Raw genomic sequence first — 15,595 nt, 5'->3', positions numbered from 1 at the left:
CATGTCGACATTAGATGAAGAAGATCGCCGCGAATACTACCGTATCGAGGACAGGATCGCACTGGAAATTACCCCTCTGAGCGCCGCCGAGGCCTTGGGCGGCGAGTTGTTGCAAGATGCTTCACCGCTCTTCAACCTGCTCAGCGAACTGCACCTGAGCGAGTTCGAGTCCCAGCACCTGCTGCGCCAGCTCAGTGACAAGGACCGCACCCTGGCAGCCTTTCTCAAGGCCCAGAACAAACGCATCGACCTGCTCAGCGCCGTGGTTGCGCAAACCCTGCTGGGGCAGATCGGCGAGGCGCGCCCGGTGACTCTCTCCGAAGGTGGCGTCGAGGTGCACCAGGCCCAGGCCATCACCGCCGGCAGCCGCGTCTCGGTGAAGATGGTGCTGATGCCCCAGGCCCTGGGCCTGCTGCTGCGGGCCAAGGTGACCCACTGCGACAAGGCCGCTGACGGCCTGTTCGACATCGGCGCCGAATTCGTCGAGATGACCGACGCCCAGCGCCAGTTGCTGGCGCGCTATATCCTGCAGAAACAGGCACTGCAACGCCGCCAGGCACTGGAACAGAACACCCCGCCTGCCTCCTGATTTTCCGTCTTGCTTGAAGGAACGAACGTGACCCTGATTTACGGCCACCGCGGCGCCAAGGGCGAAGCCCCCGAGAATACCCTGACCAGTTTCCAGCAATGCCTGAGCCACGGCGTTCGCCGTTGCGAGCTGGACCTGCACCTGTCCTCCGACAACGAGCTGATGGTCATTCATGACCCCAGCCTCAAGCGCACCACCGGCCGTGGCGGCAAGGTGGTGGAGCACAGCGCCGCCGACCTGGTGACCTACGATGCGCGCAAGGGCGGCCCGGGCTGGGTCAACCCCTGCCCGATTCCACGCCTGGAAGAGCTGTTCGAGAAATGTGATTTCGACCACTGGCAGCTGGAGGTCAAGAGTGCCTCGCGCACCCGCGCTGCCACCACGGTGCTGGCGATTCGCGAAATGGCCCAGCGCTTCGGCCTGCTGGACAAGGTCACCATCACCTCAAGCTCGCGGGAGGTGCTGGGCGCCGCCCTGGAGCTGACCCCGGACGTGTCCCGCGGGCTGGTCGCGGAATACACCTGGCTCGACCCGTTGAAGGTCGCGCAGAACTACGGTTGCGAACTGCTGGCGCTGAACTGGACGCACTGCACCCCCGAGCGCCTGGCCAAGGCCCAGCGTCAGGGGTTGCATGTGTCGGTGTGGACAGTCAACGAGCCGGCGCTGATGCTCCGACTCGCCGACTTCGGCGTAGACAGCCTGATTACAGACTTTCCCGGTTTGGCCAGCGCCACCCTCGAGAATCGCTGAAATCGGTCTCCCCGGCCGGCTCAGGCCACCGGCCGGAGCCGCTCAAAAAAGCCGGTTGAGACCGTCGTAGGCGGCAACCCGATAGGCTTCGGCCATGGTCGGGTAGTTGAAGGTGGTGTTGACGAAGTACTTCAACGTGTTCTGCTCGCCCGGCTGGCCCATGATCGCCTGACCGATGTGCACGATCTCCGAGGCCTGGTAGCCGAAGCAGTGCACGCCGAGGATCTGCAGCGTCTCGCGGTGGAACAGGATCTTGAGCATGCCTTGCGGCTCGCCGGCGATCTGCGCCCGGGCCATGCCCTTGAAGAACGCCTTGCCCACTTCGTACGGCACCTTGGCCTGGGTCAGCTCCTGCTCGTTCTTGCCGATCGAGCTGATCTCCGGAATGGTGTAGATGCCGGTCGGCACGTCGTTGACGAAGCGCCAGCTGCCATTGTCGACGATGCTGCCGGCGGCCGAGCGGCCCTGGTCGTGGGCGGCACTGGCCAGGCTTGGCCAGCCGATCACGTCACCGGCACCATAGATGTTCGGCACGCAGGTGCGGTAGGCCTCGTCCACTTCGATCTGGCCACGGCTGTTGACCTTCACGCCGATGTTTTCCAGGCCCAGGCGGTCGGTGTTGCCGGTACGCCCGTTGCACCACAGCAAGGCGTCGGCCTTGATCTTCTTGCCCGACTTCAGGTGCAGGATCACACCGTTGTCCAGGCCTTCGACGCGCTCGTACTCTTCGTTGTGGCGCACGGTGATGTTGTTGTTGCTGAAGTGATAGCTCAGGGCCTGGGAGATTTCCGAGTCCAGGAAGCTCAGCAGCTGGCCGCGGTTGTCCACCAGCTCCACCAGCACGCCCAGGCCGCTGAAGATCGAGGCGTACTCGCAGCCGATGACGCCGGCGCCGTACACGATCAGTTTGCGCGGGGTGTGACCCAGGCTCAGGATGGTGTCGCTATCGTAGATGCGCGGGTGGTGGAAATCGATATCGGCCGGGCGATACGGGCGCGAGCCGGTGGCGATGATGATGTGCTTGGCTACCAGCTTCTCGACCACACCGTTGGCGCAGACCACTTCGATGGTCTGCTCGTCGGCGAAGCTGCCGGTGCCGAAGAACACGTCAACGCGGTTGCGGGCGTAGTAGCCAGTGCGCGAGGCGACCTGCTTGGAGATGACCTTCTCGGCGCTTTTGAGCACGTCGGGGAAGGAGAACCAGCGCGGCTCACCGATGGCCCGGAACATCGGGTTGGTGTTGAACTGCATGATCTGGCGCACCGAGTGACGCAGGGCCTTGGACGGGATGGTGCCCAGATGGGTGCAGTTACCGCCGACCTGGCGACGGCTATCGACCATCGCTACCTTGCGTCCTGCTTTGGCGGCGTTCATTGCCGCCCCTTCTCCTGCCGGGCCGGAACCCAGCACCACTACGTCGTAGTTGTAGACAGCCATGCGTACTCCTTCAGAACAGGCCCGGATGCCAGATTGACCTCCGGGGCTACATCATGCCGCCATCGGCGCCATGCAAAAATTCGGGTGCAGTCTAATCAAGCTTGAACGCCGCGCACATTAACCCTTGGTCGCGTCGTAGGCTATTTTTCTCTGCACTACATGTAGGCCGCCTTGCTGGCGAAGCCTTTCATTTCCCCGCAATGCTGTTGAATGCTGGCGTAGCCCGGGAAACGAACCCACCCTCGACCCGATTCACGAACACTGCCGCAATCCGATGCTCGAGCGCGAAGCGCCAACCCTGCTCCGGGCCCAGGATCAGCAACAGGGTCGAGTACCCGTCAGCCATCAGCGCAGTGGGCGCCAGCACCGTCACCGCCGCCAACGCATGGGCAACCGGGGTGCCCAGGCGCGCATCGAAGGTATGCGAATAACGCTGGCCATTCTCCTCGAAATAATTGCGGTAGTCACCCGACGTGGACACCCCGTACCCCTCCAGCGGCAACACCTGCTGGGCTATCTGCAGATCGTCGCGCGGCAGTTCGAGTGCAATGCGCCAGGCACTGCCATCGGGCTTGCGCCCCATTGCCTTGAGCTCACCGGTAGCTTCCACCAGAAAGCTTTCGACCCCCAGAGCTTGCATCCGTGCCACGATCAGGTCGACCGCATGCCCGGCGGCGATGCTGTTGAAGTCGACCTCGACGCCAGCGTCCTTGCACAGTTGCTGGCCTTCGATACGCAAGTGGGTATACCCCACCCGCTCGCGCACCTGCGCCAGCCGCCGGGCATCGGGCACCTTCTCTTCACGCGCCTGGGGCCCGAAGCCCCACAGGTCGAGCAGCGGCTCCACCGTGAGATCGAAGGCCCCGTCACTCTGGCGCGAGAGCTGCTCACCTACCCGCACAAGCTGCAGCACGTCGGCCGGCATCGCCTGGCAGCGGTGGGCGGGCAGCTGGTTGAACTGCCCCACCAGTGAATCGCTGCGGTAGGTGGAGAAGCGCTGGTCGATGCCCTGCAGGATCGCCTCGACCTCCTGCTGCACCTGCCCAGGCGTCGGGCCGCCGGCCTTGCGCACGTACTGCACGGTGTAGCTGCTGCCCATGGTCGGGCCACTGATGCGCTCGATCGAATCCCTGTGCTCGCAACCGACCAGCAATGCCACCAGGGCAGGCAGCGCAGCCCATCCCTTTTTCACACGACGCCTCCTTTTCTGAAGCCAAAAAAAACGGGAACCCGCAGGCTCCCGTTCTATCAACGCAACGTAATGCTTAGCGTGGGAACGCTGGCGGGTTGACCCCGGCCATGTCTTCCATCACGCGCACTACCTGGCAGCTGTAACCGAACTCGTTGTCGTACCAAACGTACAGTACAACGCGGTTGTCGTTGCAGATGGTGGCCTCGGCATCGACCACACCGGCGTGACGCGAGCCGACGAAGTCGCTGGAAACCACTTCCTGCGAGCTGACGAAGTCGATCTGCTTGTGCAGGTCCGAGTGCATGGCCATCTGGCGCAGGTACTCGTTGATCTCGTCGCGGCTGGTGGCCTTTTCCAGGTTCAGGTTCAGGATCGCCATCGAGACGTTCGGCGTCGGAACGCGGATCGCGTTACCGGTCAGCTTGCCCTTGAGCACTGGCAGCGCCTTGGCGGCGGCAGTGGCGGCGCCGGTCTCGGTGATGACCATGTTCAGCGCAGCGGAACGACCACGGCGGCTGCCCTTGTGGAAGTTGTCGATCAGGTTCTGGTCGTTGGTGTACGAGTGAACGGTTTCGACGTGACCGTTGACGATGCCGAACTTGTCGTTGACTGCCTTGAGCACCGGCACGATGGCGTTGGTGGTGCAGGAAGCCGCCGAGATGATCTTGTCGTCAGGGCTGATGTCGGCGTGGTTGATACCGTGCACGATGTTCTTCAGCGCGCCCTTGCCCGGTGCGGTGAGGATAACGCGTGCGGCACCCGGGCAGGCCAGGTGCTGGCCCAGGCCGTCGGCATCGCGCCAGACGCCGGTGTTGTCGACCACCAGGGCGTTCTCGATACCGTACTGGGTATAGTCGACTTCGCTCGGGTTCTTCGCGTAGATAACCTGGATCAGGTTGCCGTTGGCGGTGATGGTGTTGTTTTCTTCGTCGATGGTGATGGTGCCATCGAACGGACCGTGCACCGAGTCGCGACGCAGCAGGCTGGCACGCTTGATCAGGTCGTTCTCGGCGCCCTTGCGTACCACGATGGCACGCAGGCGCAGGCCGTCGCCACCACCGGTCTTCTCGATCAGGATACGCGCCAGCAGACGGCCGATACGACCGAAGCCGTACAGGACCACGTCGGTGCCCTTGCGTGCGGAGGCGTTCTGCTGGCCAACCACATCGGCCATTTCTTCACGCACGAACTGCTCGGCGCTGCGGCCGTTGCCTTCTTGCTTGAACTTGTTGGCCAGCTTGCCCAGGTCGACCGAAGCGGCGCCCAGCTTGAGCTCGCTCATGGCCTTGAGCAGCGGGAATGTCTCGTGGACAGACAGTTCGGTTTCGTCGGTCTGGCGATGACGGGCAAAGCGGTGGGCTTTGAGGATCGCGATCACCGAACGGTTGATCAGGCTACGGCCATAGATCGAGCTCACCACATTGTTATTGCGGTAGAGCTGACCGATAAGCGGGATCATCGCTTCTGCAAGCGCTTCACGATCGATCCACTCACCAAGACACTGGTCGGGCTTCTGAGTCACGGGAACCTTCCACATGTAGGGACAGAAAAAAGGGGCTACATTATGACGCCCCGCGTCGCTTCGAGCAATGAGCGCCTGTCGCCGGCGCCGCACGGCATGATCCGGGCCCCACATTCAGGCGGCTGAAACCTGACAGCAATGCCCCGCGCCCGGTACAATCGGCGTTTTGTCGCAACGCTTGGAGCTCGACCTCCCGTGCCTGTTCTGCGTCTACCTCACCTGCCGGCCAGTGCCGGCAAACACACCTGGGGCAACCTGCCCGGTGCCGCCCTGAGCCTGGCCATCGCCGAGGCCGCCAGCGCCGCGAAGCGCTTCACCCTGCTGCTGACCGCCGACAGCCAGAGCGCCGACCGGCTGGAGCAGGAGCTGCGTTTCTTCGCCCCGGAACTGGCCGTGCTGCCGTTCCCCGACTGGGAAACCCTGCCCTACGACCTGTTCTCGCCGCACCAGGACATCATTTCGCAACGGATCGCCAGCCTGTACCGGTTGCCGGAGCTGGACCACGGCATCCTCGTGGTGCCGATCACCACCGCACTGCACCGCCTGGCGCCCACGCGCTTTCTGCTGGGCAGCAGCCTGGTGCTGGACATCGGCCAGAAGCTGGATGTTGAACAGATGCGCACGCGCCTGGAGGCCAGCGGCTACCGCTGCGTCGACACCGTGTACGAGCATGGCGAGTTCGCCGTGCGCGGTGCCCTGATCGACCTGTTCCCGATGGGCAGCAAGCTGCCGTACCGCATCGACCTGTTCGATGACGAGATCGAGACCCTGCGCACCTTCGACCCGGAGAGCCAGCGCTCGATCGACAAGGTCGACTCGGTACGCCTGCTGCCGGCCCGCGAGTTCCCGCTGCAAAAAGACGAAGTCACCCGCTTCAAAGCGCGCTTTCGCGAACGCTTCGACGTGGATTTTCGCCGCAGCCCGATCTTCCAGGACCTGAGCAGCGGTATCGTGCCGGCCGGCATCGAGTACTACCTGCCGCTGTTTTTCGAGGAAACCTCGACCCTGTTCGACTACTTGCCGGAAAACACCCAGGTGTTCTCCCTGCCCGGTGTGGAACAGGCCGCCGAGCACTTCTGGAGCGATGTACGCAACCGCTATGAAGAGCGGCGCATCGACCCTAACCGCCCTCTGCTGCCGCCTGCCGAGCTGTTCATGCCGGTGGAAGACTGCTTCGCCCGGCTCAAGGGCTGGCCACGGGTGGTGGTCAGCCAGGACGACATCGACGCCGGCCCCGGCCGCGAGCGCTTTGCCGCGCAGACGCTGCCCAACCTCGCCATCGAAGCCAAGGCCAACCAGCCCCTGGCGGCGCTGTCGGGGTTTCTCGAGCAATTCCCCGGCCGCGTGCTGTTCACCGCCGAATCGGCCGGGCGCCGCGAAGTGCTGCTGGAACTGCTCGAACGCCTGAAACTGCGCCCGCAAACCGTCGATGGCTGGCACGAGTTCGTCGCCAGCAAGCAGCGCCTGGCAATCACCATCGCACCACTGGACGACGGCCTGCTGCTGGACGATCCGGCCCTGGCACTGGTTGCCGAGAGCCCGCTGTTCGGCCAGCGCGTGATGCAGCGGCGGCGGCGCGAGAAGCGCAGCGACGTCAACAACGACGCGGTGATCAAGAACCTTACCGAGCTGCGCGAAGGCGCCCCGGTGGTGCATATCGACCATGGCGTGGGCCGCTACCTGGGCCTGGCGACACTGGAGATCGACGGCCAGGCCGCCGAGTTTCTCACCCTTGAATACGCCGAAGGCGCCAAGCTGTACGTGCCGGTGGCCAACCTGCACCTGATCGCGCGCTACACCGGCAGCGACGATGCGCTGGCACCGCTGCACCGTCTGGGCTCCGAGACCTGGCAGAAGGCCAAGCGCAAGGCAGCCGAACAAGTGCGCGACGTGGCTGCCGAGCTGCTCGACATCTATGCCCGGCGCGCCGCGCGCAAGGGCTATGCGTTTGCCGACCCGTCGGTGGACTACGCCACCTTCAGTGCCGGCTTCCCGTTCGAGGAAACCCCGGACCAGCAGTCGGCCATCGAAGCGGTACGCGAGGACATGCTCGCCGCCAAGCCGATGGACCGCCTGGTGTGCGGCGATGTCGGCTTCGGCAAGACCGAAGTGGCCATGCGTGCCGCCTTCATCGCCGTGCACGGCGGGCGCCAGGTCGCGATCCTGGTGCCCACCACCCTGCTCGCCCAGCAGCACTACAACAGTTTCCGCGACCGCTTTGCCGACTGGCCGGTAACCGTCGAAGTGATGAGCCGCTTCAAGTCGGCCAAGGAAGTCGGTGCCGCCGTGGCGGACCTCGCCGAAGGCAAGATCGACATCGTCATCGGCACCCACAAGCTGCTGCAGGACGACGTCAAGTTCAAGGACCTGGGCCTGGTCATCATCGACGAGGAACACCGGTTCGGCGTGCGCCAGAAAGAGCAGCTCAAGGCGCTGCGCAGCGAAGTCGACATCCTGACCCTGACCGCCACGCCGATCCCGCGCACGCTGAACATGGCGGTGGCGGGCATGCGCGACCTGTCGATCATCGCCACCCCGCCGGCACGCCGGCTGTCGGTGCGCACCTTCGTGATGGAGCAGAACAAGAGCACCATCAAGGAGGCGCTGCTGCGCGAACTGCTGCGTGGCGGCCAGGTGTACTACCTGCACAACGACGTGAAGAGCATCGAGAAGTGCGCCGCCGACCTCGCCGAACTGGTACCCGAGGCGCGCATCGGTATCGGCCACGGGCAGATGCGCGAACGCGAACTCGAACAGGTGATGAGCGACTTCTACCACAAGCGCTTCAACGTGCTGATCGCCTCGACCATCATCGAGACCGGCATCGACGTGCCCAGCGCCAACACCATCATCATCGAGCGTGCCGACAAGTTCGGCCTGGCCCAGTTGCACCAGTTGCGCGGCCGTGTGGGGCGCAGCCACCACCAGGCCTATGCCTACCTGCTGACGCCCCCACGCCAGCAGATCACCCCCGACGCCGAAAAGCGCCTGGAGGCCATCGCCAATACCCAGGACCTGGGCGCAGGCTTCGTGCTGGCCACCAACGACCTGGAGATCCGCGGCGCCGGCGAACTGCTGGGCGAAGGCCAGAGCGGGCAGATCCAGGCGGTGGGCTTCACCCTCTACATGGAAATGCTCGAACGCGCCGTCAAGGCGATTCGCAAGGGCACCCAGCCCAACCTCGACCAGCCCCTGGGCGGCGGCCCGGAGATCAACCTGCGCGTACCGGCACTGATCCCCGAGGACTACCTGCCCGACGTGCATGCGCGCCTGATCCTGTACAAGCGCATCGCCTCGGCGGTGGACGAAGATGGCCTGAAGGATCTGCAGGTGGAGATGATCGACCGTTTCGGGCTGCTGCCCGAGCCGACCAAGAACCTGGTGCGCCTGACCCTGCTCAAGCTGCAGGCCGAGAAGCTGGGCATCAAGAAGGTCGACGCCGGCCCGCAAGGCGGACGGGTGGAATTCGAGGCCGAGACCCCGGTCGACCCGCTGGTGCTGATCAAGCTGATCCAGGGCCAGCCCAAGCGCTACAAGTTCGAAGGCGCGACGATGTTCAAGTTCATGGTGCCCATGGAACGCGCCGATGAACGCTTTACTACAGTGGAGGCGCTGTTCGAACGACTCGCCCCGAAACCTGCTTGAAGGATGATCCATGCGTGCAATTCGTAGCTTGACCCTGCTGCTGGCGCTGATTGCGCCGGCCGCCTTTGCCGACAGCCAGTACCAGGTCGAGATGTTCCTGCTGCGCCAGAATGCAGTGCCCGCGATCACCAGCCAGTTCGCCCCGGAAGACTGGCGCCAGGGCGCCAAGGCCCCCAGCGACTACGACGTGCGCAAGCCGGTGCTGACCGCACAGGCCGAAAAGCTGGCCGCCGACAGCAACTACACCGTGCTGCTGCACAAGGCCTGGCAGCAGCAGGTAGGCAGCGAACCGTCGCGGGTTGCCATCAGCGAGGGCCAGGAGCAGTTCGGCCACTTCCCGGTCGAAGGCAATGTCAGCCTCAGGCAGGGCCGTTTCATCGAAGTGCAGGCCAACTTCTGGGTCAACCAGCTCGATGGCAATGGCAGCGTGATCCAGAGCGAACAGCTCAGGCAGGTCAACAGCTCGGTGAAGAACAACGAACTGACCTTCCTCGATGGCGGGCACCTGGCGGTACTGTTCAAAGTGATCGCCGCCGGCACACGCACCACCTCTCCTGCTGAAGCGGAGATGATGGAACAGTAGAGCCATGTCGACCACACTGCAGCGCGCGCTCAAGAGCAAGCTCTGGCGCGAACAATTCGGCCCCAAGACCCTCACCCGAGGGCTTGACTATGCAGACAACAAGCGCGTCAGGCTCGTTTCGGTTGACGACAAGGGCGCGACCACCCTGTGCCACGGGTCCGGCGGCAACCTCTACCGGCAGACCCTGCTGATCGAAGGCGACGTTCACCCCCTCCTGATCGCCACCTGCAGCTGCCCTGTCCGCCAGAACTGCAAGCATTGCGCAGCGGCGCTGTACACCCTGACGGAGCGGCTGACGGCCAACGACTTTCCGCCGCCTCCAGCCACGGCGACCTACCAGAACCAGGTCATCGAAAATGTACCGGCTGTTGCGCACCTCACCCTGGGCAGCTACGAATTCACCGCCTACATGCCCAAGACCGGCAAGATGCAGCGCCAGTTGCAACACCGTGCGGCACTGGCGTTCACGTATGACGGGCAGCGCACCAGCGACAAGAGCAGCAGCGAAGTCATCCGTATCGACGGCAACGTCCGCCAGCGTATCCAGCGTCAGCCAGACGCCGAAAAGGCGCTGCGCCAGACCTTGAAGAAAATGGGCTTCAGCGTTGCCACGCGCCAGAGCAAGGCATTGCCCGACAGCGCCGGCGAAATGCTGCAGATGGCCGACGACCAGGCCTGGCTGCAGTTCGCCCGCACCGGCATCGATACCCTGCGTGCAGCCGGCTGGGAGGTGGAAGTGAGGCCCGACTTCGCCTTCAACCTGCATGACATCGACGACTGGTACGCCGATGTCGAGGAAGCGCCGGGGCGCGAATGGTTCGACCTGGAGCTGGGCATCGTGGTCAACGGCCAGCGCCACAGCCTGCTGCCGATCGTGCTGCACCTGCTGCGCAGCAACCCCGAACTGCTGCGCCCCAGCGAACTGGCCCGGCGCAGCGACGACGAGCACCTTCTGATCGACCTGAACCGCGCCCGCCATGACAGCCCGGCGCTGCGCGTGGCCTTGCCCTACGCACGCATCAAGCCGCTGATGGCCACCCTGGGCGAGCTGTACCTGGGCAATGACAGCGGGCCTTCGCTGCGCCTGGCAGCGCCGGATGCCGCGCGCCTGAGCAGCATCGACGACATGGCGCTGACCTGGCGCGGCGGCGACCGGGTACGCGACTTTGCCCGCCGCCTGCGCGAGTCCAGGCGTACCGACATCGCCGCCCCCGAGGGCCTGAACGCCACGCTGCGACCCTACCAGCTCGAAGGCCTGAACTGGTTGCAGACCCTGCGCGAACTGGAGGTCGGCGGGATCCTGGGCGACGACATGGGCCTGGGCAAGACCCTGCAGACCCTGGCGCACCTGCTCACCGAAAAGAACGCGGGGCGCCTGCAGCGCCCTGCCCTGGCCGTGATGCCGACCAGCCTGATCCCCAACTGGCTCGACGAGGCGCAGCACTTCACCCCGCAGCTGCGCGTGCTGGCCCTGCATGGCCCCGGCCGCACCCGACACTTCGCCGACCTTGACCAGTACGACCTGGTACTGACCACCTACGCCCTGCTGCCCCGCGACCTGGCTCACTTCACCGCGCAGCCCTGGCACCTGCTGATTCTGGATGAAGCGCAGAACATCAAGAACGCCAACAGCAAGGCCGCCGAAGCGGCGCGCGAGATCCAGGCCAACCAGCGCCTGTGCCTGACCGGCACACCGATGGAAAACAACCTGGGCGAACTGTGGTCGATCTTCCACTTCCTGCTACCCGGCTGGCTGGGCGACAGCAAGGCCTTCAGCCGCGATTACCGCACCCCTGTCGAACGCCATGGCGACGTCGAGCGCATGGCGCATCTTGCCGCGCGCATCAAGCCATTCCTGCTGCGCCGCACCAAGGAACAGGTGGCCCGCGAACTGCCGGCCAAGACCGAGATCGTGCATTGGGTGGAGCTGAGCGACGCGCAGCGCGACACCTACGAAACGGTGCGGGTGGCGATGGACAGGAAGGTCCGCGAGGAAATCACCCGCAACGGCGCGGCACGCAGCCAGATCGTGATTCTGGATGCGTTGCTCAAGCTGCGTCAGGTGTGCTGCGATCTGCGCCTGGTCAAAAGCATTGCGCCAAGAACCACCCATTCGGACAAGGGCAAGCTGGGCAGCCTGATGCAGATGCTCGACGAACTGCTCAGCGAAGGGCGACGCATCCTGCTGTTCTCGCAGTTCACCTCGATGCTCGAACTGATCGAGCAGGAGCTGCACAAGCGTGGCGTCCGCTACAGCCTGCTGACCGGTGAAACCCGCGACCGGCGCACCCCGGTGCAGCAGTTCCAGAGCCTGCAGACGCCACTGTTTCTGATCAGCCTCAAAGCGGGCGGCACCGGCCTCAACCTCACCGCGGCCGACACGGTGATCCACTATGACCCGTGGTGGAACCCGGCCACCGAAAACCAGGCCACCGACCGCGCCTACCGCATCGGCCAGGACAAGCCGGTGTTCGTCTACAAGCTGATTACACGGGGCACGGTGGAAGAGAAGATCCAGAAGTTGCAACAGGAGAAGGCAGCGCTGGCTGCAGGCTTGCTGGAGGGGCGTCAGGCGGGGGACTGGAAGCTGGCGGATGAAGACATTGATGCGCTGTTTGCGCCGTTGCCCGGGAAGCGGCAGGCCGCGAAAATTAGTTGAGCCTTTCGCCGGCAAGGCCGGCTCCTACAGGTATCGCAGCACCTGCAGGAGCCAGCCTTGCCGGCGCAGGACCTCAGTCGATCAGTTGTGCATCCTTCAGCGCGCCAAGCGCCTCCAGCCAGCGGGGCTGCTGGCGGTAATCGGTACGCGCAAAACCCTGCCCGCGCATCTGCGCGATCCGCGGCGACGGCCTCACCCTCAACCGCTGCGCCGCGGACAACGCAAGCTCGGCAGCCGCCCGATCATTGCACACCAGGCCCATGTCGCAACCGGCACTCAGCGCCGCCTCGATACGGCTGGCGGCGTCCCCCACCACATGCGCACCGGCCATCGACAGGTCATCGCTGAAGATCACCCCGTCAAAGCCCAGCTCGCCACGCAGAATCTCCTGCAGCCAGCGCCGCGAGAAGCCGGCCGGCTGGTTGTCGACCTGTGGATAGATCACATGCGCCGGCATCACCGCCGCCAGCTGCCCGCTCAGGCGCGTGAACGGCACCAGGTCGGCTGCGCGGATCTGCTCCAGGCTGCGCTCGTCGGTGGGTATCGCCACATGCGAATCCGCCTCGGCCCAGCCATGCCCCGGGAAGTGCTTGCCGCAGGCCGCCATGCCCGCCGCGTTCATGCCGCGAATGAAGGCACCGGCAAGCAAGGTGGCGCGCTGCGGGTCACCCTCGAAGGCGCGACTGCCAACCACCGCGCTGCGCTGGTGGTCAAGGTCCAGCACCGGGGCAAAGCTCAAGTCGAGCCCTACCGCCAGCACTTCGGTTGCCATCAGCCAGCCGCAGTGTTCGGCCAGGCGCTCGGCATTGGGGTTGTCTGCAATCGCACGCATCGCGGGCAAGCGCACGAAGCCCTGGCGCAGGCGCTGTACGCGACCACCCTCCTGGTCCACGGCCAGGATCAGGTCCGGGCGCACGGCACGGATAGACGCACTCAGTTCGCGCACCTGGCGCGGGCATTCGATGTTGCGGGCAAAGATGATCAGGCCGGCCACTTCGGGCTGACGCAGCAGGTGGCGGTCTTCGGCAGTCAGCCAGGTGCCGGCCACGTCGACCATCAGGGAGCCTTGCAGGCGGGTACTCATAAATGATCCTTCAGTTGAGGGGCGCGCTCGCCCACTGGGGGCAGGCGGCTTCTTCGATCTGTACCGGGCAATGCACAGGCACCCGGTCGAACAGCGCTACCAGGTCGGCGTTGCGCAGGCGTATGCAGCCGTGGGACAACGGCACACCCATGGGTTCGCTGTCGGGCGTGCCGTGCAGGTAGATATAGCGGCGGAACGTATCCACGGGCCCGAGGCGGTTGCGCCCCGGCTCGCGGCCGCTGAGCCAGAGAATGCGCGAGAGAATCCAGTCGCGCCCAGGGAACTGCGCGTGCAGGTCGGGCGTCCAGACCTCGCCGGTCCAGCGACGCCCGCGCAGCACCGCGCCCTGGGGCAGGCCCGCGCCGATCTTCGCACGCACCTGATGCAGCCCGCGCGGTGTACAACCGGAGCCGTTGTGCTCGCCCGGGCCATTGAGTGCGGTGGACACCGCAAGACGCACCGCCAGTCGCCCCTGGGCGAACCCATAAAGGCACTGGTCGGCGATGGAAATGTGCAGCAAATCGAGAATAGGCATGGGCGCTAGCTTAGCCGAAGCCGGCTGTGCCGCCCAGCCGGGGAATCAGGCCTTTGCCGGCACCGGGGCGTGGCTGGTCTTGCTGCGCGGACGCAACTGCGCCGCCGCCATCGCCTCGTCCGTGACCCCGCTGTCGGCACGCATGCCGGCGGCCAGGAACGGCACCATCAGGCGCATGACCTGCTCGATCGAGGTATTGACCCCGAAATCGGTCTCGGCAATCGCGCGCAGGGCCTTGATGCCCGACATGCTGAACGCTGCAGCGCCGAGCATGAAATGCACGCGCCAGAACAGTTCAAGGGGAGGAATCTGCGGCGCGGCCTCGTTGACCAGCAGCATGTAGCGGCGGAACACCTTGCCGTACATGTCTTCGAGGTAACGACGCAGGTGGCCCTGGCTCTGGCTGAAGGCCAGGCCCAGCAGGCGCATGAAGATCGACAGGTCATTGCCGCTGCGCGGCTGCACCACCAGCGCCTGCTCGACCAGCATCTCCAGCAGTTCTTCAAGGCTGGGCTTGTGCTCGGGGCGCGCCTGGCGCCGCTCGAGCTCACGCTCCAGGCTCTGGCAGAACGGCCCTAGAAAACGCGAGAAGACCGCCTGGATCAGCGCCTTCTTCGAACCGAAATGGTAGTTCACCGCCGCCAGGTTGACGCCGGCCTTGCTGGTGATCAGCCGCAATGAGGTTTCGGCAAAACCTTTTTCCGCGAACAACTGCTCGGCAGCATCGAGAATGCGTTCAACGGTTTCCGACTGGGCCATGACTACTCCGCGAGACAAACACTTGTTTGAAACATACGTTTCAAGGCAGGGTTCTGTCAAGTACGCACGGGCGTTTTGTGCCCGGCCGGTCATGGTATTGAAGGCAGCGACAAGCCACAAGCCGGAAGCGGCAGGCAGCTGCGGGCACGCCTGGAGCTTGCCGCTTGTAGCTTGCCGCTATCACTGTATATAATCCCAGTCACTGTATAAAAAGACAGAGCGATCGACATGCTAAAACTGACGCCACGCCAAGCTGAGATTCTGGCTTTCATCAAGCGCTGCCTCGAAGACAACGGCTTCCCGCCCACCCGCGCGGAAATCGCCCAGGAACTGGGGTTCAAATCCCCCAACGCCGCCGAAGAGCATCTGAAGGCACTGGCCCGCAAGGGTGCAATCGAGATGACCCCTGGTGCCTCGCGCGGCATCCGCATTCCGGGGCTCGAGAGCAAGCCCGATGAAAACGCCCTGCCCATCATTGGCCGCGTGGCCGCGGGTGCCCCTATCCTCGCCCAGCAGCACATCGAGGAATCCTGCGCCATCAACCCGGCCTTCTTCCACCCTCGCGCCGACTACCTGCTGCGCGTGCACGGCATGAGCATGAAGGACGTCGGCATCGTCGACGGCGACCTGCTGGCCGTACACACCTGCCGCGAAGCGCGCAATGGTCAGATCGTCGTAGCCCGCCTGGGTGACGAAGTCACGGTCAAGCGCTTCAAACGGGAAGGCAACAAGGTCTGGCTGATCGCCGAGAACCCCGAATTCGCCCCTATCGAAGTCAACCTGAAAGAGCAGGACCTGGTCATCGAGGGCTTGAGCGTCGGCGTTATCCGCCGCTAATAA

The 15,595-nt window shown here is 64.6% G+C and carries 12 protein-coding genes; 6 read left to right on the top strand and 6 right to left on the bottom strand.

Annotated elements, in window-relative coordinates:
* Position 1 precedes the first annotated feature (1 nt).
* Entirely contained in the window at positions 2–589 is a 588-nt protein-coding gene (locus DN387_RS13260) for a PilZ domain-containing protein (protein WP_043864553.1), read from the top strand.
* Between the two features lie 27 nt (positions 590–616).
* A complete protein-coding gene (locus DN387_RS13255) occupies positions 617–1,339 on the top strand; it encodes a glycerophosphodiester phosphodiesterase (RefSeq protein WP_043864554.1) in 723 nt (240 codons plus the stop codon).
* Positions 1,340–1,381: 42 nt separating this feature from the next.
* Here DN387_RS13255 and sthA read toward each other — a convergent pair whose 3' ends face one another.
* From sthA to DN387_RS13240, 3 genes are all read right to left on the bottom strand, one after another.
* Positions 1,382–2,776, bottom strand: a complete 1,395-nt coding sequence (gene sthA, locus DN387_RS13250) for a Si-specific NAD(P)(+) transhydrogenase (protein ID WP_043864555.1) — start codon at positions 2,774–2,776, stop codon at positions 1,382–1,384.
* A gap of 187 nt (positions 2,777–2,963) precedes the next feature.
* Positions 2,964–3,875 (bottom strand): FAD:protein FMN transferase, encoded by a 912-nt coding sequence (locus DN387_RS13245; RefSeq protein ID WP_082405779.1) that lies wholly within the window; start codon positions 3,873–3,875, stop codon positions 2,964–2,966.
* A 166-nt stretch (positions 3,876–4,041) separates the two neighbouring features.
* The gene (locus DN387_RS13240) at positions 4,042–5,505 is read right to left on the bottom strand and encodes a glyceraldehyde-3-phosphate dehydrogenase (RefSeq protein WP_043864557.1); all 1,464 of its coding nucleotides are present in this window, start codon (positions 5,503–5,505) and stop codon (positions 4,042–4,044) included.
* Positions 5,506–5,685: 180 nt separating this feature from the next.
* Between DN387_RS13240 and mfd the strand changes: the two genes are divergently transcribed.
* From mfd to DN387_RS13225, 3 genes are read left to right on the top strand one after another with little or no spacing between them, the layout of a single operon-like run.
* Positions 5,686–9,135 carry a transcription-repair coupling factor gene (gene mfd, locus DN387_RS13235; protein ID WP_043864558.1) on the top strand — a complete coding sequence of 1,150 codons (3,450 nt, stop codon included), beginning with the start codon at positions 5,686–5,688 and terminating at the stop codon, positions 9,133–9,135.
* A gap of 10 nt (positions 9,136–9,145) precedes the next feature.
* Positions 9,146–9,718, top strand: a complete 573-nt coding sequence (locus DN387_RS13230) for a CsiV family protein (RefSeq protein ID WP_054916188.1) — start codon at positions 9,146–9,148, stop codon at positions 9,716–9,718.
* A gap of 4 nt (positions 9,719–9,722) precedes the next feature.
* On the top strand, positions 9,723–12,377 hold the full coding sequence (locus tag DN387_RS13225; RefSeq protein WP_054916189.1) for a DEAD/DEAH box helicase: 2,655 nt from the start codon (positions 9,723–9,725) through the stop codon (positions 12,375–12,377).
* 73 nt (positions 12,378–12,450) lie between these two features.
* Here the strand turns inward: DN387_RS13225 and nagZ are convergent, their stop codons facing one another.
* From nagZ to DN387_RS13210, 3 genes are read right to left on the bottom strand one after another with little or no spacing between them, the layout of a single operon-like run.
* Positions 12,451–13,449, bottom strand: a complete 999-nt coding sequence (gene nagZ, locus DN387_RS13220) for a beta-N-acetylhexosaminidase (protein ID WP_173925092.1) — start codon at positions 13,447–13,449, stop codon at positions 12,451–12,453.
* 22 nt (positions 13,450–13,471) lie between these two features.
* Complete coding sequence (locus tag DN387_RS13215; protein ID WP_177333000.1) at positions 13,472–13,996, bottom strand: L,D-transpeptidase; 525 nt, start codon at positions 13,994–13,996, stop codon at positions 13,472–13,474.
* 45 nt (positions 13,997–14,041) lie between these two features.
* Positions 14,042–14,755, bottom strand: a complete 714-nt coding sequence (locus DN387_RS13210) for a TetR/AcrR family transcriptional regulator (RefSeq protein WP_043864562.1) — start codon at positions 14,753–14,755, stop codon at positions 14,042–14,044.
* A 228-nt stretch (positions 14,756–14,983) separates the two neighbouring features.
* On the opposite strand from DN387_RS13210, the gene lexA reads away from it, so the two are divergent.
* A complete protein-coding gene (gene lexA, locus DN387_RS13205) occupies positions 14,984–15,592 on the top strand; it encodes a transcriptional repressor LexA (RefSeq protein ID WP_043864563.1) in 609 nt (202 codons plus the stop codon).
* The last annotated feature ends 3 nt before the right edge of the window (positions 15,593–15,595 follow it).

The sequence above is a fragment of the Pseudomonas sp. FBF18 genome (assembly GCF_024261405.1).
GTDB lineage: Bacteria > Pseudomonadota > Gammaproteobacteria > Pseudomonadales > Pseudomonadaceae > Aquipseudomonas > Aquipseudomonas palmensis.
This window is presented reverse-complemented; position numbering and strand designations above follow the sequence as displayed.

Excerpts from the sequence above, each read along its gene's own strand:
- DN387_RS13260 (WP_043864553.1), top strand. The coding sequence starts at position 2 with ATGTCGACATTAGATGAAGAAGATCGCCGCGAATACTACCGTATCGAG.
- sthA (WP_043864555.1), bottom strand. The coding sequence starts at position 2,776 with ATGGCTGTCTACAACTACGACGTAGTGGTGCTGGGTTCCGGCCCGGCA.
- DN387_RS13230 (WP_054916188.1), top strand. The coding sequence starts at position 9,146 with ATGCGTGCAATTCGTAGCTTGACCCTGCTGCTGGCGCTGATTGCGCCG.
- DN387_RS13215 (WP_177333000.1), bottom strand. The coding sequence starts at position 13,996 with ATGCCTATTCTCGATTTGCTGCACATTTCCATCGCCGACCAGTGCCTT.
- lexA (WP_043864563.1), top strand. The coding sequence starts at position 14,984 with ATGCTAAAACTGACGCCACGCCAAGCTGAGATTCTGGCTTTCATCAAG.
- DN387_RS13225 (WP_054916189.1), top strand. The coding sequence starts at position 9,723 with ATGTCGACCACACTGCAGCGCGCGCTCAAGAGCAAGCTCTGGCGCGAA.
- DN387_RS13210 (WP_043864562.1), bottom strand. The coding sequence starts at position 14,755 with ATGGCCCAGTCGGAAACCGTTGAACGCATTCTCGATGCTGCCGAGCAG.
- DN387_RS13240 (WP_043864557.1), bottom strand. The coding sequence starts at position 5,505 with ATGTGGAAGGTTCCCGTGACTCAGAAGCCCGACCAGTGTCTTGGTGAG.
- DN387_RS13245 (WP_082405779.1), bottom strand. The coding sequence starts at position 3,875 with ATGGGCAGCAGCTACACCGTGCAGTACGTGCGCAAGGCCGGCGGCCCG.